The organism is Aerosakkonema sp. BLCC-F183, from assembly GCF_041929145.1.
Taxonomy (GTDB): Bacteria; Cyanobacteriota; Cyanobacteriia; order Cyanobacteriales; family Aerosakkonemataceae; genus Aerosakkonema.
This window is the reverse complement of the sequence record NZ_JBHFNU010000056.1, coordinates 14,820-33,012: the sequence shown is the minus strand read 5'-3', so window position 1 is coordinate 33,012 and position 18,193 is coordinate 14,820. Positions and strand designations below refer to the sequence as shown.

19 protein-coding genes are annotated in these 18,193 nt (G+C 45.5%); 8 read left to right on the top strand and 11 right to left on the bottom strand.

Annotated elements, in window-relative coordinates:
• Positions 1-238 precede the first annotated feature (238 nt).
• Together rpsR and rpmG are read right to left on the bottom strand one after the other, a co-directional pair.
• Positions 239-454 carry a 30S ribosomal protein S18 gene (gene rpsR, locus ACE1CD_RS16810; protein WP_190466124.1) on the bottom strand — a complete coding sequence of 72 codons (216 nt, stop codon included), beginning with the start codon at positions 452-454 and terminating at the stop codon, positions 239-241.
• Positions 455-582: 128 nt separating this feature from the next.
• Positions 583-771 (bottom strand): 50S ribosomal protein L33, encoded by a 189-nt coding sequence (gene rpmG / locus ACE1CD_RS16805; protein ID WP_190466120.1) that lies wholly within the window; start codon positions 769-771, stop codon positions 583-585.
• 239 nt (positions 772-1,010) lie between these two features.
• Between rpmG and glp the strand changes: the two genes are divergently transcribed.
• From glp to ACE1CD_RS16785, 4 genes are all read left to right on the top strand, one after another.
• On the top strand, positions 1,011-2,294 hold the full coding sequence (glp, locus tag ACE1CD_RS16800) for a gephyrin-like molybdotransferase Glp (RefSeq protein ID WP_374825623.1): 1,284 nt from the start codon (positions 1,011-1,013) through the stop codon (positions 2,292-2,294).
• 115 nt (positions 2,295-2,409) lie between these two features.
• Positions 2,410-3,600 carry a 1-deoxy-D-xylulose-5-phosphate reductoisomerase gene (dxr, locus tag ACE1CD_RS16795; protein WP_374793771.1) on the top strand — a complete coding sequence of 397 codons (1,191 nt, stop codon included), beginning with the start codon at positions 2,410-2,412 and terminating at the stop codon, positions 3,598-3,600.
• Position 3,601: 1 nt separating this feature from the next.
• Entirely contained in the window at positions 3,602-4,099 is a 498-nt protein-coding gene (locus ACE1CD_RS16790; protein ID WP_374825617.1) for a tetratricopeptide repeat protein, read from the top strand.
• A 105-nt stretch (positions 4,100-4,204) separates the two neighbouring features.
• Entirely contained in the window at positions 4,205-5,008 is an 804-nt protein-coding gene (locus ACE1CD_RS16785) for a tetratricopeptide repeat protein (protein WP_374825615.1), read from the top strand.
• Between the two features lie 76 nt (positions 5,009-5,084).
• Here ACE1CD_RS16785 and ACE1CD_RS16780 read toward each other — a convergent pair whose 3' ends face one another.
• Positions 5,085-8,894, bottom strand: coding sequence for an AAA-like domain-containing protein (locus tag ACE1CD_RS16780; RefSeq protein ID WP_374825613.1), 3,810 nt, complete (start codon positions 8,892-8,894; stop codon positions 5,085-5,087).
• Positions 8,895-9,776: 882 nt separating this feature from the next.
• Here ACE1CD_RS16780 and ACE1CD_RS16775 point away from each other — a divergent pair.
• Complete coding sequence (locus ACE1CD_RS16775; protein ID WP_374793776.1) at positions 9,777-9,995, top strand: hypothetical protein; 219 nt, start codon at positions 9,777-9,779, stop codon at positions 9,993-9,995.
• Between the two features lie 52 nt (positions 9,996-10,047).
• Here the strand turns inward: ACE1CD_RS16775 and ACE1CD_RS16770 are convergent, their stop codons facing one another.
• From ACE1CD_RS16770 to ACE1CD_RS16760, 3 genes are all read right to left on the bottom strand, one after another.
• Positions 10,048-10,530 carry an acyl-CoA thioesterase gene (locus ACE1CD_RS16770; protein ID WP_374793777.1) on the bottom strand — a complete coding sequence of 161 codons (483 nt, stop codon included), beginning with the start codon at positions 10,528-10,530 and terminating at the stop codon, positions 10,048-10,050.
• 98 nt (positions 10,531-10,628) lie between these two features.
• Complete coding sequence (locus tag ACE1CD_RS16765; protein WP_374825611.1) at positions 10,629-11,624, bottom strand: ADP-ribosylglycohydrolase family protein; 996 nt, start codon at positions 11,622-11,624, stop codon at positions 10,629-10,631.
• A gap of 82 nt (positions 11,625-11,706) precedes the next feature.
• On the bottom strand, positions 11,707-11,880 hold the full coding sequence (locus ACE1CD_RS16760) for a hypothetical protein (protein WP_374825609.1): 174 nt from the start codon (positions 11,878-11,880) through the stop codon (positions 11,707-11,709).
• Between the two features lie 5 nt (positions 11,881-11,885).
• On the opposite strand from ACE1CD_RS16760, the gene ACE1CD_RS16755 reads away from it, so the two are divergent.
• On the top strand, positions 11,886-12,140 hold the full coding sequence (locus ACE1CD_RS16755; protein ID WP_374793780.1) for an RsbRD N-terminal domain-containing protein: 255 nt from the start codon (positions 11,886-11,888) through the stop codon (positions 12,138-12,140).
• A gap of 52 nt (positions 12,141-12,192) precedes the next feature.
• Here ACE1CD_RS16755 and aroQ read toward each other — a convergent pair whose 3' ends face one another.
• From aroQ to glyA, 5 genes are all read right to left on the bottom strand, one after another.
• The gene (gene aroQ / locus ACE1CD_RS16750; RefSeq protein WP_374793781.1) at positions 12,193-12,651 is read right to left on the bottom strand and encodes a type II 3-dehydroquinate dehydratase; all 459 of its coding nucleotides are present in this window, start codon (positions 12,649-12,651) and stop codon (positions 12,193-12,195) included.
• A 37-nt stretch (positions 12,652-12,688) separates the two neighbouring features.
• Entirely contained in the window at positions 12,689-12,826 is a 138-nt protein-coding gene (locus tag ACE1CD_RS16745; protein ID WP_190466092.1) for a hypothetical protein, read from the bottom strand.
• A gap of 211 nt (positions 12,827-13,037) precedes the next feature.
• Positions 13,038-14,285, bottom strand: a complete 1,248-nt coding sequence (locus tag ACE1CD_RS16740) for a competence/damage-inducible protein A (protein ID WP_374825607.1) — start codon at positions 14,283-14,285, stop codon at positions 13,038-13,040.
• Between the two features lie 23 nt (positions 14,286-14,308).
• Positions 14,309-15,400, bottom strand: a complete 1,092-nt coding sequence (locus ACE1CD_RS16735; protein WP_374825605.1) for a glycosyltransferase family 4 protein — start codon at positions 15,398-15,400, stop codon at positions 14,309-14,311.
• Positions 15,401-15,515: 115 nt separating this feature from the next.
• Entirely contained in the window at positions 15,516-16,799 is a 1,284-nt protein-coding gene (gene glyA, locus ACE1CD_RS16730) for a serine hydroxymethyltransferase (protein ID WP_374793784.1), read from the bottom strand.
• A 292-nt stretch (positions 16,800-17,091) separates the two neighbouring features.
• On the opposite strand from glyA, the gene ACE1CD_RS16725 reads away from it, so the two are divergent.
• Complete coding sequence (locus tag ACE1CD_RS16725; protein ID WP_374793785.1) at positions 17,092-17,289, top strand: hypothetical protein; 198 nt, start codon at positions 17,092-17,094, stop codon at positions 17,287-17,289.
• Positions 17,290-17,433: 144 nt separating this feature from the next.
• Positions 17,434-17,985, top strand: a complete 552-nt coding sequence (locus ACE1CD_RS16720) for a Tic20 family protein (RefSeq protein WP_374793786.1) — start codon at positions 17,434-17,436, stop codon at positions 17,983-17,985.
• The last annotated feature ends 208 nt before the right edge of the window (positions 17,986-18,193 follow it).

Sequence of the window (18,193 nt, the reverse complement as noted above, 5' to 3'; positions counted from 1 at the left end):
GTGCAGTCTTGTGATTTTAGATTTTGAGATTTTAGATTTTGGATTTGGGGATAGCTGTATTAGTGGCAAATACTTTGGAACTTAGCTGTAGCCTAATAATCTCACGACTTAGGCTCTTGCGAGTCAGAAACCCGGTTTTTCCTGGATCTCCAGTTTCCCAAACCACGATTTTTCATAGCAACCGGGTTTCTTTGTAGTCCTAAATCTAAAATCCTTGCATCCAAAATCCAAAATCTGCTTAACCTTCTTGGTTAATAAAGGGCAACAGTGCCAGTATGCGGGCACGCTTAATCGCTATTGTCAAGTCTCTTTGTTGCTTGGCGGTCAAACCTGTGATGCGGCGCGGCAAAATTTTACCCCGCTCGGTCACAAATTTACGTAATAAATCGACATCCTTATAGTCGATCGGTTCGCTTGGTTTTATGGGAGAGAGGCGACGACGGTAGTAGGTCATAGACAATTGGTATTTGGTGAAAGGTAATTGGTAAAAAGGTAATGGCGCATTGGAATGTAGGATTCTAAATGAAGGGTTCTGGATAAAAGACATTTTTCCAGTCCCCACTCAACAGTCCCAATTACCATCTACTTGATCTCCTTGTGAACTGTGTGTTTGTTACAGTGAGTGCAGAATTTCTTCAGTTCTAGCCTTGCCGTCGTGTTGCGGCGGTTCTTTTGGGTAGTGTAACGAGACACGCCATTCGATCGCTTCACTGAATTAGAGCGACACTCGGTACATTCCAGTGTCACTATGATACGAACACCTTTAGCCATAAGTTTACTAGCTGCAACGTCAGGGCAGAATTAAACACAAATATCTATCATTTCATAAAATGGGTAGCTTCAGCAACCGATCTGTGAAGTTTTTAGGGGTTAGGGGTTAGGGCGTCGGGGCTAGGGGTTAGGGGAAGAGGGAAGAGGGAAGAGGGAAGAGGGGAGAGGGAGGAGGGAAGAGGGAAGAGGGGAAGAAGTTTTTTAATATAAAAATAAGTGTTGAGGGTGGGTGGATGGCGATGCTGTCGGTTGAACAAGCAGAAGCAATTATTTTAGAAAAGGTGCAACCGCTAGATACAGCGCGGGATACAGAAGTTATAGACTTGTTGGAAGCAATGGGTCGGATTTTAGCGACACCAGTTACAAGTCAGCTAGATTTTCCCCACTGGGATAACTCGGCGATGGATGGATATGCGGTGCGTTATGCCGACGTGCAAGGCTGTAGTGCCGAAAAACCAGCTATTTTAGCAATTGTGGACGAAATACCCGCCGGATATCAACCCCAGCATACTATTCAATCGGGACAAGCTGCGAGGATATTGACTGGGGCGATGATGCCAGCCGGTGCGGATACGGTGGTAATGCAGGAAGTAACGAGACGAGAAGGCGATCGCATTTTCATTCACTCAGCACCAGAACCGCAAGCATTTGTCCGCCATCAGGGTGCTTTCTACAAAGCTGGCGAACCGCTATTACCAGCGGGAATTGCTCTCGGTGCTACGGAAATAGCTGTGCTGGCATCTGCCCAATGTAACCAACTTTCTGTTTACCGTCGCCCTCGCGTGGCAATTATCTCCACTGGCGACGAATTGGTAACGCCAGACCAAGCTTTGCAACCCGGTAAGCTTGTAGACTCGAATCAGTACGCTTTGGCGGTGTTGGTAGCGCAAAGCGGCGGGATACCGGAAATGCTCGGTATTGTTCCGGATGAACCGGAGGCGCTCAAAAGTACGATCGCCAAAGCAGTCGCCTCTGCTGATATGGTAATTTCTTCCGGCGGCGTCTCCGTTGGCGATTACGATTACGTCGATGCAATCTTGGCTTCCCTCGGTGCCGAAATACACATTCGCGCCATTGCGATCAAACCGGGTAAACCGCTGACTTTCGCGACATTCTCCCAGTCCGGGGAAATTTTTTCCTCTCCCCCATCCCCCATAACCCATGCCCTATATTTCGGTTTGCCGGGAAATCCGGTATCATCTTTGGTGACTTTCTGGCGGTTCGTGCAACCTGCGCTGAAAAAACTGGCCGGACTTTCCCAATTTTGGGGGCCAAATTTTGTGCAGGCGAGATCGCACCAAGAGTTGCGATCGGATGGTAAACGGGAAAGTTATGTTTGGGGTAAATTGCAATTAGTAGATGGTCTGTACGAATTTGATTTAGCCGGAGGAAGTCACAGTTCCGGTAACTTGATTAATTTAGCCCAAACTAATGGTTTAGCCGTTCTGCCAGTTGATGTAAAATTTATCCGCCCTGGAGAAATGGTAAAAGTTTTACAGGTCGGCTCCCCTCTGTTAAATTAACGATTAGCCCACCATTCCCAACGGCCTTTTTTTCTTTTGACTTTTGACTTTTAATTTTTGACTTTCTAGTCCCTAGCAGGCGTATAGTAAAATTGCCCTTAATTCTTCAACAATTGTGAAAGCGATTACACTTCTTGGTTCCACCGGCTCAATAGGTACTCAGACTCTGGATATCGTCGCTCAGTACCCCGACCAGTTTAGGATTGTGGGATTGGCAGCAGGAAGCAATGTGAAGATGCTAGCTGAGCAAATTCGCCAATTTAAACCGGAAATTGCTGCTATTTGTGCTGAAGATAAGCTGCCAGAACTGAAAGAGGCGGTTGCTGACCTCGACCCCCAACCGATTTTACTGGGTGGAGAAGCAGGTGCGATCGAAGTGGCACGCTACGGCGATGCAGAATCTGTAGTAACTGGTATTGTTGGTTGTGCGGGATTGCTACCTACCATCGCCGCCATCGCAGCTGGCAAAGATATCGCTTTGGCAAATAAGGAAACCTTAATTGCTGGCGGGCCGGTCGTGATACCTTTGGTAGAGAAACACAACGTCAAGTTATTGCCAGCAGATTCCGAACATTCAGCGATTTTTCAGTGTCTGCAAGGCGTTCCACCAGGAGGTTTGCGGCGCATTCTGCTTACGGCGTCTGGCGGTGCTTTCCGAGATTGGCCGGTGGAAAAGTTGGCAGAAGTTAAAGTTGCAGATGCGCTGAAGCATCCCAATTGGTCGATGGGTCGCAAAATTACTGTCGATTCTGCTACGTTGATGAATAAGGGATTGGAAGTAATTGAAGCACATTTTCTTTTCGGTTTGGATTACGACAACATCGAAATTGTGATTCATCCGCAAAGCATTATTCACTCTTTAATAGAATTGCAAGATACTTCTGTTTTAGCTCAGTTGGGTTGGCCGGATATGCGCTTGCCGCTGCTTTATGCTATGTCTTGGCCGGAACGAATTTACACTGATTGGGAACGCTTGGATTTGGTGAAAGCTGGCAGTTTAACTTTCCGAGAACCGGATCACCAAAAATATCCTTGTATGCAGTTAGCTTATGCTGCGGGTCGCGCAGGCGGTTCGATGCCTGCGGTATTGAATGCGGCAAACGAACAAGCAGTAGCGCTATTTTTAGAAGAGAAAATCGGCTTTTTAGATATTCCGAAAGTGATTGAGCGGGCGTGCGATCGACATCAATCGGACAATCACCTAAATCCATCTTTAGATGATATTTTGGCCGCAGACAAATGGGCGCGTCAAGAAGTTCTGTCAGCCAGTAAAATGTTGGAAAAGCCTGTGATTTCAGTTGGATAAAATGAATTATATCGCAAAGGCGATCGCTACCTCAGTAATTTCTGCTGCCATTGGCGGATTAATTGGGGCTTGCTCGATTCAAGAGCCGAAAATCCTCATTAATCAAAAAATGGCAGAACATTTCTATAACCGAGGATTGGAGAGGTTGGAGAAAAGAGATTACCAAGGTGCGATCGCCGATCTCAACGAAGTAATTCGACGGCAATCTAGTAATTATCGAGCTTATACAAACCGCTGTGTCGCCCGCTTTAAAATGGGAGAAATTCAAACGGCTATAGCAGATTGCGATCGAGCAGTTAAACTCAATCCAAAAGATGGTGACGCCCGTTACAAACGGGCGGATATCCGCCTTTCTCTTGGCAATAAGCCAGGTGCGATCGAAGATTTGCAGACGGCAGCATTAATTTATCAACAAGAAGGAAATATGCCGCGATACCAAGATGCAATGGAGAAATATCAAAAATATTCAAAAGATATAACCCAGGATGGAAACATCTGATTCAATCCGATAATCGAATTATAAAAATTATCCATTCCAAAGATGTAAGTTGAAATTAAACAGGGAGTTTTTGACATATACAATTAATTTGCAAGGGTGGGAAAAATGAATTCAGAAAAATTATTTAACCAAGCTATAGCAAAATTCGGACAAGGAGATTTTTTGGGAGCGATCGCAGATTTCGGTCAGTCAATTTCGCTTAATCCTAACTTGGCTCCTGCTTATTATGAATTAGGTAAAATATGCTACCAAGGTGGAGATTATGAAGGAGCCATAGAAAATTTCGATCGAGCAATTCAAGTAAAGCCTGACTTTGCAGATGCCTATTATATGCGGGGTAGCGTCCGTTACAGCCAGGGGGATTTTCAACGAGCCATTGAGGATTTCACTCACTACATTAATTTGCATCCCCATATTGCTAATGCCTATTATATACGAGGTGCTACTCGTTCTTATATAGGGGATAATCAAGGAGCAATTGCAGATTTTACGGAGGTTATACGTCTCAATCCCACCTACAATAACTACTACAACCGAGGAGTTATTCAGTATTTGCTAGGAAATTATCAGGAAGCGATCGAAGATTTAACTGAAGCAATAAATCTCAATCAAAACTTTGCTGATGCCTACTACAATCGGGGAAATGCACGTTATGAGTTAGGCGACGAACAAGGAGCTTTTGAGGATTACAACCAAGCTCAGCTAATAGACGCATCTGAAGGTAATATTGATAGCAAAGACGAACATGGATGTTACGGACGGGGTATAGCCAGATCTAAGTTAGGGGACGTTCAAGGAGCAATTGAAGATTTACGAAATTCGTTAAGAATCTGTTCTTACCAGAGAAACATGGCTTTCTACAAAGAAGTCGAGCGGGTGCGGGGACAGATCCAGCAGGATAATATTTAAGTAAAAATATGGCTTTTTACCAACAAGTGCAGGAGACGATCGCACAGCATCAGCAGTAGTTTAGCGAGATTGCTCATTAGCGCATACCAATTCGATCGCACAAATGGCGCTCGGTGCTGTGTACTTCTTTATTAGTTCGCAGATAATCTCGTACCCACTTGCAGCCATACTGTAGCGGATCGAGCTTGAGAATACGGTTTAAGTCCCACAGAATCACCATTTGGTCATCACCTCCAGAAGCGATCGTCTTGCCATCTGGACTGAAAGCAACTGCAAAAAGACTGGCGGTATGTCCGCTGAGAGTTTTGAGCAAAGTGCCGTCTAACTTCCACAATTTGATCGTATTGTCGGAACTGGCAGCAGCGATCGTCTGACCGTCTGGACTGAAACTAATGGCAGTAAAACCGCTCATACTAGGGCCAGTAAGTATTTTGTAGGGCTTAGTTTCAAACTCACCCGTAGTATCTTTTCTCCAAAGCTGAATAGTGCCGTCCACACTTGCCGAGGCAATAGTTTGACTATCTGGGCCGATCGCAATTGCCCAAACAGCATTTTTATGTCCCTGAAGGCTGCCAAGCCAAGTGCCGTCAGGCTTCCATAAATCAATTAAATTATCTGCGCTGGCGGCAATATATTGACCGTCAGGGCTGAAAGCAACACTCCAAACTCTAGAACCGTGAGCCTTGAGGTGTTTGTAGGGTTTGGTTTCAAAAAGGTTCATACCGTCAACCCTCCATAGATTAACAGCCCCATCATCACCTCCTGATGCCAAAAGCTGTATAAATTCTGACTTGTGAGCATCTGAAAATTTGGGATCGACGCGCTCGGTGGAGGTCACGTTCACCCAGCCGAAGGCAACATCAAGAACCATAGCACTATGCCCTTGGAGAGTTTTGCTAGCAGTGCCATCTAAGCGCCAAAGTTTCACCGTATTATCGTCACCTGCCGATGCCAGTATCTGACCGTCAAGGCTGAAGGCGATGCCATTGATTCCACCAGTAGTGTGTGCTTGGATGGTTTTCAGCAAAGTACCATCCGATCGCCAAAGTTTGATTGTTTGGTCTGCACCCGCAGAAGCGATCGGCTCACCGTCAGGACTGAAAGCGATACTCGCAATGGATGCCGTATGACCGTTAAGGGTTTTTAGCAGTGTCGCAAACGGTTTCCAGAGTTTAACAGTGGTGTCGGAACTTGCCGAAGCGATCGTCTCACCGTCTGGGCTAAAAGTAACATCCCATACAGTAGCGCTGTGTTCCCTAAGTGTTCTCAATAAAGTTGGCTCTTTTAAAGTAACTTCCGGAGGAGCCTGAAATATGGGTAGCCCTCTTGTGCCTTCTGGAACAGTTTTAAACACGATCGGTTCAGAAGTCTGCTCAGAAAGTTTAAAAATATTACCGTTGTAAAAGCCGGAAAAAATGCCATCCAACTTCCAAAGTTTGACCGTTTTATCTGAGCTTGCCGAGGCAAGGATCTGACCGTCTGGACTGAACGCCACTCCATGCACTTCCGCTTGGTGCCCTTTGAGCGTTCGCAATAATTTGCCGTCTCGTTTCCAAAGCTTAATCGTATTATCTGCACTTCCAGAGGCGATCAGCTTTCCGTCAGGGCTAAAGGTAACATCCCAAACAGATGCCTGATGACCTTCCAGACTTTTCACAAAAGTACCGTCTGTTTTCCACAGTTTGACGGTGGCGTCTACACTGCTAGAAGCGATTGTCTTACCGTCCGGACTGAAGGCAACATTCCAAACGCTACCGCGATGTCCCAGCAATGTTTTCAACAAAGTGCCATCCCGTTTCCAAAGTTTAACGGTTTTGTCTGCGCTGGCAGAAGCTAGAGTCTGACCATCGGGGCTGAAGGCAACGTGCCAAACTGCTGCACGATGTCCTAACAGGCTCCCTGCTAAAGTGCCGTCCAGATTCCACAGATTAACGACTCCATTTACATAGGCCACCGCAATCTGGTGACCGTCTGGGCTAAACTGGACTCCGTAGGCTACCGAATCGTATTTTATAGTTCTGATGATGGTACCGTCTCGCTTCCAGAGTTTGACAGTTTTGTCGTTACTGGCAGTTGCGATCGTCTTTCCATCCGGACTGAAGGCAACGCTCAAAATTGCACCGGTATGTCCTGACAGGCGGTTGAATTCCAAAGCTCCATAAACTGTCTGTTGCAGTGTATTTTCAACTTTAGTCTCGGTTTCTGCATCTGTATTTTGGCTCCTGGAAGAACTGAAAATATTGCTGCCCCATGAGTTTGTTGTTAGTGTTATCCCTTGCAGTCGTTGTTTTGCTTTGATGGCATCTACCAGCGCATCTAATGTTTGATTGGAGGCAAACAGTCCTTGAGATGATGAAGCGAGTGCCTGAACTTCACTAATTCTGGCGTGCCATTCGCTGACTATGGCTTTGCGGTATTGCCAGAAAACTGCCGCTCCCAATCCAATCGCGATCGCTAATGCAATACTCAGTACGGCAATAAATAATTTTCCCAACAGGGCACTTTCTTTTTGTTGTACCAGTCTCTTTTGTTCTTCTGCCAGTCGCGCTTCTACTTCTTCCGCTCGTTCTGCCTCCAATCGGATCTCAACCTCTCGCCTGTCGAGTTCTTGAGACACAGCTAAAAACTGATAATCTAAGTCGCTCAAACTTTTACCTCGCGACCACGATTGGGCATCAGTTAAGGCTTGTCCGCGCAACAGCCGCGATTCATCTGTTCGATTGGAAGCTATCCAAGCATCAAATACCTGCGAGTAAGGGCGCAGCGAACTTAGTTGTTTTTCTACCCATTCTAAATTGAAAACTTCTTGATAAATCCGGTTCCTAATCTTCAGTTTTCCCTGGTCTTTCACTACCAAACCAGACAGCAACAAATCCACTTGTTCTTGCGAGTCATCCGTCTGCACTTCTGTACCTTGTAATATATGCTGGTACAGCCCCAACAATCTTCCCGCACGAAGCTCGTTTCTCAAAAGACGATCTCTGATCGTCCGTAAATGTTCCGGCTCATCTTGGGATTCCCATTTGTGAATGATGCGCTCTCGCACCAAATTTTCTAACCAAAATGCCTCTGTCCCCGGCGGAAGAGTTAAGTTATCGCTGAGTGCATCTTGAACTGTCCAAACTACCAATTGACACAATTTTTGGGTTAGAAATGGTTGTCCTGCTGTCCAAGCTAATATCTCTTTGAGAATGTTTTGAGGATTACTTACTTTTCCCTCTAGCCCTTCCGCTAGCGGTTCCGTCTCTGCCAATGTAAAACCATGCAAATCAATAGCTTTCCCGATATTAAAAGGCGTTCTATTTTTATCTTTTATTAAATCGGAAGGGCTTGTTACGCCAAACAGTGCAAAGCTAATACGGTTATATTCTGGATTAATTGCTCGCTGATTATAGCAATAGCGAATTAGTGCAAAAAAATCATCTATTGGAAAATTTAAACTGATAATACTATCGATTTCATCTATAAATATAAACAGTCGTCGTGTGGGGAATTGCTTCAGCAATAATTCAGCAATAAACTCGCTTAGCTTTTGTAAAAGGGAGTATTCTTCTTTTTCTTGCCACCAGAATTTTAAGTTGATTTTACCCAAACAACCGAACCCCAACCACAGATCTCCCACGACTCCCTTATACCACTGCAAAGGAGTAATATTCTCACTACCGATCCGAGTCATGTCAATGCTAGTGCAGAGGTAACCTTCTTTTTCTAATTGATATTTTGCTCTCACAAGGAGAGAAGATTTCCCCATCTGACGGGAGTTAAACACATAACAAAATTCACCATCTCTCATTGCTTGATATAGTTGTGAATCAGCAGAACGGACAACATATGTAGGGTCGCTATTGTGAAGACTGCCACCAACTTTATACCTGGTAAAAGCCATTTGGGTAGCTCCAAAAATTTCTAAGTTTGCAGTATTTATTATTGGCTATTACAACTATAATATTTGTAATCATTCTGAGCCGAATTTAAATAATGTCCGATAGATTTACCCCAGCAAAAGGAATATTTCTGTCCGATCGAATTCACAGCTAACATTCTGTTATCTGTGAACTTTTCCTTAGTAATAATACCGCTCATTAGACATCTCCAAAAATTCTTGTGGTGTAGGTATATTGCCTGCCGAAAGAGATTCTTTTGGAGGAGATGTCTATTAGGAAAGTTTTTAGCATTTGCCAAACGACTTTATTAAAGGTAATGCTTACCAGTTTTAAAGTCAAAGAGGTGGTGAAAAAGGGAGGGTTCTTTTATGGCAGGATGTTCTTCTGTAAAGTTTAGAGTTTAGGGACACAGTGCGGCTGGTAAATTCCGGAACTGCTTAAAATATAAACTTTTTTATGCAATTAGGGATAGTTTCTTCTTCAAACAACTTTACTTTATATTGTTGACAAATTTGCATGTGCGTGCATTGCTTTTGATTTCAGCTGTTGCTGAGGAGGCAACTAGAGGTAACCGCGCCTCTGCTTGCGATCGCACTCTTACTAGAGCGCCAGTCCACTAGAATAAATTGACAAAAACAATGAAATATGTGTTGTGTAGGGGCGAAGCAAGAGGGCGACAATCGATCCTCAGAAGCAACAATTTTTATGTCCTCTTGCTTCGCCCTGCCGATCTATACAAATACACATCTTATTTCTTTTGTCAACTTCTTTGACTGGACTGGCGCTATAGCAGCAGTTGTTAGAGCCCCTTCCCTGACAATTACCAGCTATAGTAGAAAATAGCTGGCTGGTTACTACGCTTTTATGTATTGATAAATCAAATTATGCCAATAGATTTAATCATTTGGATTGCTGCTATAGTTGTAGCTGGTTTAGTGTTTACCTTGTTGCTTAAAGTAGTAAAAGCAACTATTAAAACTGCTATTACTATCGCTATAATAGTTTTGATTTTGCAGTTATTCTTTGGGATTGGCCCCAATCAGCTTTGGCAGCAGATTATTTATATTCCCCAAGCATTTTGGCAAGCAGTAACTGGCAAATAAGCACATCAAAGATACTCCCTTTATTGCAGGTAAAGAGAGTATCTTAAAACATTTACAATTTAGTGGAAAGTCTGACTAAGGCATCTTTTACTGCTGGTGGCAATTGGCGCATAATCTTACCTTTTTCGCGATCGACTGCTACCAACGTTACCCGCGCCGATAAATATAGTTCTTCTCCATCTAGGGACTGAATTTGGTTATCCCAATTGAGTCGCACGCCTTCGATTTCTGCCATTCGCGCCTTAACTTTTGCAGTCATTCCCATTCGCAAGGGGCGATGATAGCGCACGGTAAGTTCTACCACAGGTAGATCGCAACCCAAAGCTACCAAATCCGCGAATTCAATGCCAATCGATCGCAAACATTCTACCCGCGCTTCTTCCATCCAAGCAATGTAAGAACCGTGCCAAACATTGCCTGAATAGTCGGTGTGGTGAGGTTGTACGCGGATTGGATACTCAAACCACGTTGGAGTTACCATTTCCCGCATGGTTTGAATAGCACCAGTGGGTGGAAGTTGAAGTTGTTCGCTCATCTTTCAGCGGTCAGTTGTTATTTGTGAGTTGTCAGTTGTGATGATTATTTTTTGAGTTTTGATTGAGTGACTTTTGATTTTTCTATCCCTTACCTATTTTATCGCGGTTTGATAACTTTGGGAGCGGCAACGGCTGCCACAATACTCGTATCAATAAGGAATTTATCTGCATCGTAAACGCCAGACCAAGCTGCGAGAAGACGAGCTGCCAGTCTTAACAGCTCCGCTTCGGAATTTAGCCCCCACAATGTAGTTAAAGGTGAGTCATTCTCATATCCGGGAAAGCTGTGACGATCGCCCAAAGCCAGCCGCCATCCCACAGGTATACCGGCTATGCTGTTATAAGCTCCAGAAATAGCACCTGCGATCGCACTGGTAATTTGCGCTTGCGGACAGCGAGCAGCCCGAATAACGCTAAGGCGGAGGTCTTCCAGCGTACTCAAGAAACAGTAAAAAGCCAAGGCAATAGCGGCATTAGGACGCGGTGCTGAATGACGGGGCATCAAAGTTGCCAAAGTCATTTCCAATCCAGCGCCTTCATCTAATAAACTTTGGACTTGTTTAAGCTGCTGTACCAGTGGGGTTTCGACATCAAGATACTCAAGTGTTTGCGGAATGAGGGTAGCAGGATCGAGTTTTTCTTTGAGTGCCAAGGCGATCGCATATCCGACAGCTAAAGTGCCATCTTTGAGCACAGAATCATCTTGCCACACATCTGCCACTTGATGTAAATTTTGTCGCAGTTTTGCTTCATCTTCATGGAAAAATAAAGCTACCGGCACAGTAGCAACAATGCCGGAACCAGAAACGCTTTTTGGTGGAAAGTAGGATGAAGCAGTAATATCCTGACGCTTTCCTGTGTCTGTGGGGGAAAGTAGCGTTTCTTCAACAGACTCGCACCAATCGGCTAAATCTAACTTTCCTTGTCGGATTAAGCCTTCAGTACCGCGCACAACCAAACGCCCCCAGCTATACAGCTGCCCAGAAGGTTGCTTTGTACCCAGCTGCCACGAGTTACCGTAAGCGCCCCAAATTTCTCCTACAGCAGCGCCCAGCAAGGCACCGCGAAACCTGCTTAATAGAGAGTACTGCATCAATCTATTTTGTTAGCAACCGTAATGACACCTAGATTCGTCATCGTAACTTAATCTATCTTTGGTGAATACCTATCTTTTGTTAGAAGTCTAATACTATTAAGCAGTTTAGCCTGAGATCGGTAGGAAATGGGTAATGAGTGTAGGCGACGATCTTGAAAAGACGCTCATGCGATCGGTAATTGGCGATCGTTTTGTTTGTCTGTTGTGCTTGTGCCTTCGTCATTTCCCGATAACCGATTGCCGATTGCTGCATCAATTATGTTCGATCCCAGCCAAATACTCGCTACCAAAATTGACCAGATTCTCGAAAAGTGGATGGATGCTGTCCGCAAAGATAAGCACGTAGAAAGTGCAAAGAATCTATCGGATACGGCGTTGAGCAATTCTTTGACAATCCTGCTCGATCAGTTAGTCAAGGCGCTGTCTCACTCTCAAGCAGAGAATAAGTCAAACTGCTACAGGGTGAAATTCACCTTAATTCTCAAAAAGGTGTCGGGTCTACTTTTACAGTGACTTTTCCGCTCAAGATTACAGCCAATCGAACTTTTGCCGAAGAAAGAACACCCTAAGCTGATGTTTGAGATTTCCGGATCTCGTTGACCAGAGCTTGTAACCCCAAACGGTAACTTTGCGCCCCAAAACCGCTGATTTGCCCAATTGCAACGGGCGCGATCCAAGAATGATGCCGAAATTCTTCCCGCTTATAGATGTTACTCAGGTGAACCTCTACGGTTGGGAGCGCAACGCCTGCGATCGCATCCCGAATCGCTACACTGGTGTGGGTATAGGCACCTGCATTAATCAGAATGCCTTGATGACGCCCCAAAGCACCGTGAATTGCATCGACTATGATGCCTTCGTGATTCGACTGTAGCGCTGTTACCTCAGCGTTTAACACCTGCCCTTCTTTTTCTAGCAGGCGATTGATTTCATCTAAAGTTACACTACCGTAAACTCCTGGTTCTCGTTGTCCCAGCAAGTTTAAATTCGGGCCATGCAGTACCAGAATACTTAGTTTTTGCAATTTAGTTTTTGCAATTGTTTAACTTAATTCAGACGGACTAGCGGCGACGCCCTGGTTCGTTTACAGGAATGGGAATCGGTTCTGGTTCCGGTTGAACCTCTGGGCCGAGCAGCACTTCGAGAATTTTACGTGCCCATTCCTTCAGCGTTTCCAGTATATCTTCGATAAGGTCCATTGAAAAGACAGCTCCTTCAATACTGCCTGAGTCTTCCGCTCTAGAGCGAAACACCCAGTATTAAGTCTGAGGTTTTGAGAACTCAACCAAGATTTTTGTATCTAAATATACAAAAATTTCTCAGCATGGTTGCACTGGTTATTGAGTTCTTTACTTTATGATAACCAATAAATCCTACAAGGTTAAGGATTGTTAATAAATTTTCAATAGTTTAGGACAACAAATAGCGCCGCAAGCGATCGAGAGCGCTACAAGTGCTGAAGTGACGAATCAAAGAGCGGTCTTGCAGGGGATTAAAGCGATGCTCGAAACTTTTCACCAGGGCGTTTGGCCCAGCCAACCCGATGTAAACTAAACCTACAGGCTTAGTTTCCGTACCGCCCCCCGGACCGGCAATTCCCGTAATACTCAGTCCCCAAGTTGTAGAGAGGAGAGATCGCACACCTACTGCCATTTGCTTGGCCACCGTCTCGCTCACCGCTCCATATTGAGCTAAGTCATCCGGATTCACTCCCAACAAGGAAATCTTGACCTGATTATCGTAAGAAATTATCCCTCCTTGGAAATAAATAGAACTTCCGGGCACAGAAGTAATCGCACTACCCAAACCGCCGCCAGTGCAGGATTCAGCAACGGAGAGAGTTTGATTGGCTGCTTGGAGGAGTTTTCCCACTACCGAAGCGAGAGAGTCGTCGTCTGCACCGTAATAATCCAGACCGGCAATTTCTTGCAGTTGTTGTGCTACTGGCGCGATCGTTTCCTCAGCCAACTCAGCAGATGCCGCTTGAGCAGAAACGCGCAACTTCACCTCACCCATACTCGCATAAGGAGCAACAGTCGGATTTGAGAGATTGAAAAAAGGAGCAACTTTTTCCGCCAATGCCGCTTCGGCAATGCCCCAAAATTTTAACATCCGGCTATAGATAATTTCTTGACCCCAACCTTGACTTTTCAGGTAAGGGACAGCAGTTGCATCCCACATCCGCTGCATTTCAAACGGCACACCTGGAAACGTGAGGATAGTAAGGTTGGGGCGGGGTTGCCAGATGATACCGGGCGCTGTTCCCCACTGATTCGGTAGAATTTCTGCGCCTTGAGGAATAAGGGCTTGTTTGCGGTTGCTGGGAGTCATTTCGCGCCCGCGTCGGCGATATTTGTCGGCGATATCTGCGAGAATTTCTGGCCGTTCCACTAGAGGGACGCCAAAAAAGTCGGCAATGGTTTCCGTCGTGAGATCGTCTGGGGTGGGGCCAAGACCGCCCGTAAAGATGAGGATCTCAGATCGATCGCACGCAATCGCCAGCACTTGTTGGAGGCGTCCGGGGTTATCTCCCACAACCGTTTGGTAATAGTGAGGAATTCCCAATTGAGCTAATTGCTGGGCTAAAAACTGGGCATTGGTATTGACAATATCACCCAGCAGTAACTCAGTTCCGACACAAATAATTTCTGCGCTCATTTTAGGTGTACTTCGACTGGAGACTAGGGACTGGGAGGGGAAAAATTTTCATTTTTCCTTCTAGCAATGTATTGCCATACCTTCCAACTGGTAAAACCCAGCAGCAAGGTTCCAGCTAAAGCATAGACTAGCCCATGAGGTACGCCAGCAAAAGCCAATGCCCAACTGCCCGCCCACAGAGTTAAGGAATAGATAAACAATACCGTCAAGCGGTGTGATAAACCAGCCTTGAGGAGTCGGTGATGCAGATGTCTTTTATCGGCAATAAAGGGAGATTTACCGTGACGCAGACGATCGAGGATCACCGCCGACATATCCAAAATCGGTACTGCTAAAATCACATAAGGCAGAGCGAAAGAAGTGAAAGCAGTAGTTTTTACCAAACCGATCACACCAACGCCAGCCAAGGTAAAGCCCACAAAGTAAGCACCGCCATCCCCCATAAAGATTTGGGCTGGATTGAAGTTATAGCGGAGGAAACTCAGCAGCGCACCCGCCAAGGCTGCCACAATTAAGGCGGCTGCTGGTTGACCCATAAACAAACTGACAATCAGCATCACGAAGGCGGCAATACCTGACACACCGGCGGCTAAACCATCCAAACCATCTATCCAGTTGGTGGCGTTGACCATACCCACTAGCCAGAGTACCGTAATCGGCAGACCGATCCAATCTGGCAATGGTAGTGCTTCCTGAAAAGGCATGGAGAGAAAATTAATTTGCACACCAGCTTTCCAAGATGCGCTGGCGACGATTACCTCGATCAACAGCCGGGAGAAAGGTGACAAGCCAAATAAGTCATCTGCTAAGCCAATCAAGAAAAAAGCCAGACCTCCAATTGTGACACCCCAAATTTCGTACTCCTGATTTGGGGGGAGAATCTGGCCACGGGCATCTACAAAGCCGCCAGACCACCACACGACTAAAAGTGCGATCAGAGTTCCGGCGAAAATGGACACGCCTCCCAAGCGCACCATCGGGCGTTGGTGAACTTTGCGTTTGTCCGGTACGTCAAACAGTCCGCTTTTGAGGCCAAATTTGTTGACAGCTGGCGTACTCCAGAGGACAACTACGGCAGAGACTGCAAAGGCAATCAGATGGTAGGGGTAAGGCATCTGAAATCAGTAGGAAGTGCGACAAAAATGCGTCAGGCAGAGTCTACTACATTTCAGACCTTCACTGTTCCCGCTCTCAATCCGTAAGGGAAGCGATCGAATATTTTCATAGGCCCTATGCCAATGCCGGTAGTGGTATGGTGAGATGAGGGTACAGGGGAAAGCGATCGCATAAAGAAGCTACCCGACGCCGACATTCTTGGGCAACTGCGCTGTCTTCCGGATTTAGGAGTCGCTCGGCAATTATATCGCCAATTTCGCTAAATTCTGGCGTTCCTAAGCCCCGTGTGGTCATGGCGGGAGAACCCAATCGCAAACCGCTGGTGACGAAGGGCGATTCGGTATCGAAGGGAACGGTATTTTTGTTTGTGGTGATGTTTACTTCTCCCATCAGTTGGTCTGCTCGTTTGCCGGTCATACCGATGCAGCGCAGGTCAACTAGCATGAGGTGGTTATCCGTGCCTCCAGACACAATTTTAAAGCCGCGTTCTTTGAGTTGGCTCGCCAAAGCGCGGGCATTTTCGATTACTTGGGCCGAATAAGTTTTAAATTCTGGTTTGAGGGCTTCTCCAAAGGCAACTGCTTTACCAGCGATGACGTGTTCCAACGGCCCACCTTGAGTGCCTGGAAAAACGGCTTTATCGAGTTGTTTGCCCAATTCTGGGTCGTTGGTCATAATTAAACCACCTCTAGGGCCGCGCAGCGTTTTGTGGGTTGTGGTGGTGACGACGTGACAGTGGGGGAGGGGATTGGGGTGATGACCGGTAGCTACTAATCCGGCAATGTGGGCAATGTCGGCTAACAGGTAAGCACCCACTTCGTCAGCGATGCTGCGGAATTTGTCAAATTCAATGATGCGGGGATATGCTGAGTAACCGCAAACAATTAATTTGGGACGATGTTGTTTTGCCAGATCCCGAATGCGATCGTAGTCTAGTTGTTCTGTTTCCTGACTGACGCCGTAGTGACAAACTTTGAACCATTTCCCGGAAACATTGACTGGCGAACCGTGGGTGAGGTGTCCGCCGTGGGACAAGTCCATTCCCATAATCGTGTCCCCAGGTTGCAACAAGGACAGGAAAACAGCAAAATTAGCCTGAGCGCCAGAATGGGGTTGTACGTTGGCATGAGCTGCGCCGAACAATTGTTTCACCCGATCGATCGCCAGTTGTTCGACTTTATCGATAAACTCGCAGCCGCCATAATAGCGCTTACCGGGCAACCCTTCTGCGTACTTATTGGTTAAAACAGAACCTTGTGCTGCTAAAACAGCTGCCGAGGTAAAGTTTTCGCTGGCAATCAATTCCAGATGGTCGCGTTGACGCTGTAGTTCCTGCTGGATAAATTCTGCGATCGTCGGATCGGTCTGAGCCAAAAATTCTAAGTTAGTTTTAGTCACAAAGCAAATCTCTAGGAAACCAAAAGAAGAAATAATTATGCGAGGTCGATATTCCCACCCACGCTGGAGCAGTCGCTCTCGTCAAGCCTGCCGCGTTCTTCATCATAACCCCGCTTCATCAAAACTACCAAACAGCACGAGGTAAGCTTTTTTGTAGGTTGGGTTTTGTACCTCAACCCAACCTACAAAGGTATATTAGCGCTCATTAAGCTCTGTATGATTTTACACTATCTCCCAAAAACCTTGGCATACAATGAATTCAGTGACATCGGCCCTATGGGGGAGGTGTGAAATGGTTGTGATTTTAATAGAGGATGGGATCGTTCCCTCCCAAATGGTTTGTCAAAACTGTTTGCTGGCCGATCGCAGCGGTCAACCCCGCTTTCGGGCCGGTCAACTCCGCTGCGGTCATGCAATCCGCAAACTCGCCGAAAATCAACCAGAGCAGTACGAGTGTCAAATGGGCTTCCGAGTTGCCAACATCGAATAATCTCGGTGTCTGGAATTTAATTTTTTTAATTTGTAGACGTTGAGAGTGTTTTGGAACTAAGATCGTTCCAAGCTCTAGGCTATTTTATGGCCTCTTCTCACCTAATCAAAAAGTACCAATTTAATTTTGATAGGAGAATAATCGATGACTTGGCGCGGACGCACTTCCATACCAGATCGCCTTTGGTCTTGTGTAGTATACATTCTACCTCTAATTGAAGTGTTTGTATTGGGAATATTCTTAATAGCAAAGTTTCCCATAATAGGACTGTTCTATGTACCTCTATTTCCGGTTATGTATGTGTATGCCTTTTTAGAAAGTCAAATCCCGTATTTTAGTTTCATGGTATTTTTGGCTTTGTACTTTTTCCTCGTGAGAAATGGAAAAATTAACCATTTTATTCGCTTCAATATTATGCAGGCTTTGATGCTGAGTATCGTGGTGCAACTATTTTTGACAATTATGGAGCTTTTGAATCTATTGTACATACCAAGTATGTACAGTTTGCTAGTATCCGGAATTCCGCAAGGTAGTAGCGCATCTGCATTTATATTGGAGATAATTTTAGATGCCATATTCATCGGAATTGTGGCTAGTTGTTTGTATTCTATTGTTCAAGCTTTGAGGGGAGTTTATGCAGAAATTCCTGTAATCTCTGAAGCTGCTTATGTACACAGCCGCAGTTGCTGCGATTAATTATTTGGGGATAGTGAGAAGGCTTTTTTGTCCGAGTCCCGTTTACCTTGTTTAAACTCTTGCGTACTTAGTCCGGAAAACGGATTTTTTTTGGCTGGGTATTAGGCATTGGGTAAGAACTATGGTAAACTCAACTGTGTATACTTATACCACGATGTACAGGAGAGGGCTAAGCAGGGAACAGAGAGCTTTTAAACAGTGGATTTCT

Excerpts from the sequence above, each read along its gene's own strand:
- rpsR (WP_190466124.1), bottom strand. The coding sequence starts at position 454 with ATGACCTACTACCGTCGTCGCCTCTCTCCCATAAAACCAAGCGAACCG.
- rpmG (WP_190466120.1), bottom strand. The coding sequence starts at position 771 with ATGGCTAAAGGTGTTCGTATCATAGTGACACTGGAATGTACCGAGTGT.
- glp (WP_374825623.1), top strand. The coding sequence starts at position 1,011 with ATGCTGTCGGTTGAACAAGCAGAAGCAATTATTTTAGAAAAGGTGCAA.
- ACE1CD_RS16790 (WP_374825617.1), top strand. The coding sequence starts at position 3,602 with ATGAATTATATCGCAAAGGCGATCGCTACCTCAGTAATTTCTGCTGCC.
- ACE1CD_RS16785 (WP_374825615.1), top strand. The coding sequence starts at position 4,205 with ATGAATTCAGAAAAATTATTTAACCAAGCTATAGCAAAATTCGGACAA.
- ACE1CD_RS16780 (WP_374825613.1), bottom strand. The coding sequence starts at position 8,894 with ATGGCTTTTACCAGGTATAAAGTTGGTGGCAGTCTTCACAATAGCGAC.
- ACE1CD_RS16775 (WP_374793776.1), top strand. The coding sequence starts at position 9,777 with ATGCCAATAGATTTAATCATTTGGATTGCTGCTATAGTTGTAGCTGGT.
- ACE1CD_RS16770 (WP_374793777.1), bottom strand. The coding sequence starts at position 10,530 with ATGAGCGAACAACTTCAACTTCCACCCACTGGTGCTATTCAAACCATG.
- ACE1CD_RS16765 (WP_374825611.1), bottom strand. The coding sequence starts at position 11,624 with ATGCAGTACTCTCTATTAAGCAGGTTTCGCGGTGCCTTGCTGGGCGCT.
- ACE1CD_RS16760 (WP_374825609.1), bottom strand. The coding sequence starts at position 11,880 with ATGCAGCAATCGGCAATCGGTTATCGGGAAATGACGAAGGCACAAGCA.
- ACE1CD_RS16755 (WP_374793780.1), top strand. The coding sequence starts at position 11,886 with ATGTTCGATCCCAGCCAAATACTCGCTACCAAAATTGACCAGATTCTC.
- ACE1CD_RS16745 (WP_190466092.1), bottom strand. The coding sequence starts at position 12,826 with ATGGACCTTATCGAAGATATACTGGAAACGCTGAAGGAATGGGCACGT.
- ACE1CD_RS16740 (WP_374825607.1), bottom strand. The coding sequence starts at position 14,285 with ATGAGCGCAGAAATTATTTGTGTCGGAACTGAGTTACTGCTGGGTGAT.
- ACE1CD_RS16735 (WP_374825605.1), bottom strand. The coding sequence starts at position 15,400 with ATGCCTTACCCCTACCATCTGATTGCCTTTGCAGTCTCTGCCGTAGTT.
- ACE1CD_RS16725 (WP_374793785.1), top strand. The coding sequence starts at position 17,092 with ATGGTTGTGATTTTAATAGAGGATGGGATCGTTCCCTCCCAAATGGTT.
- ACE1CD_RS16720 (WP_374793786.1), top strand. The coding sequence starts at position 17,434 with ATGACTTGGCGCGGACGCACTTCCATACCAGATCGCCTTTGGTCTTGT.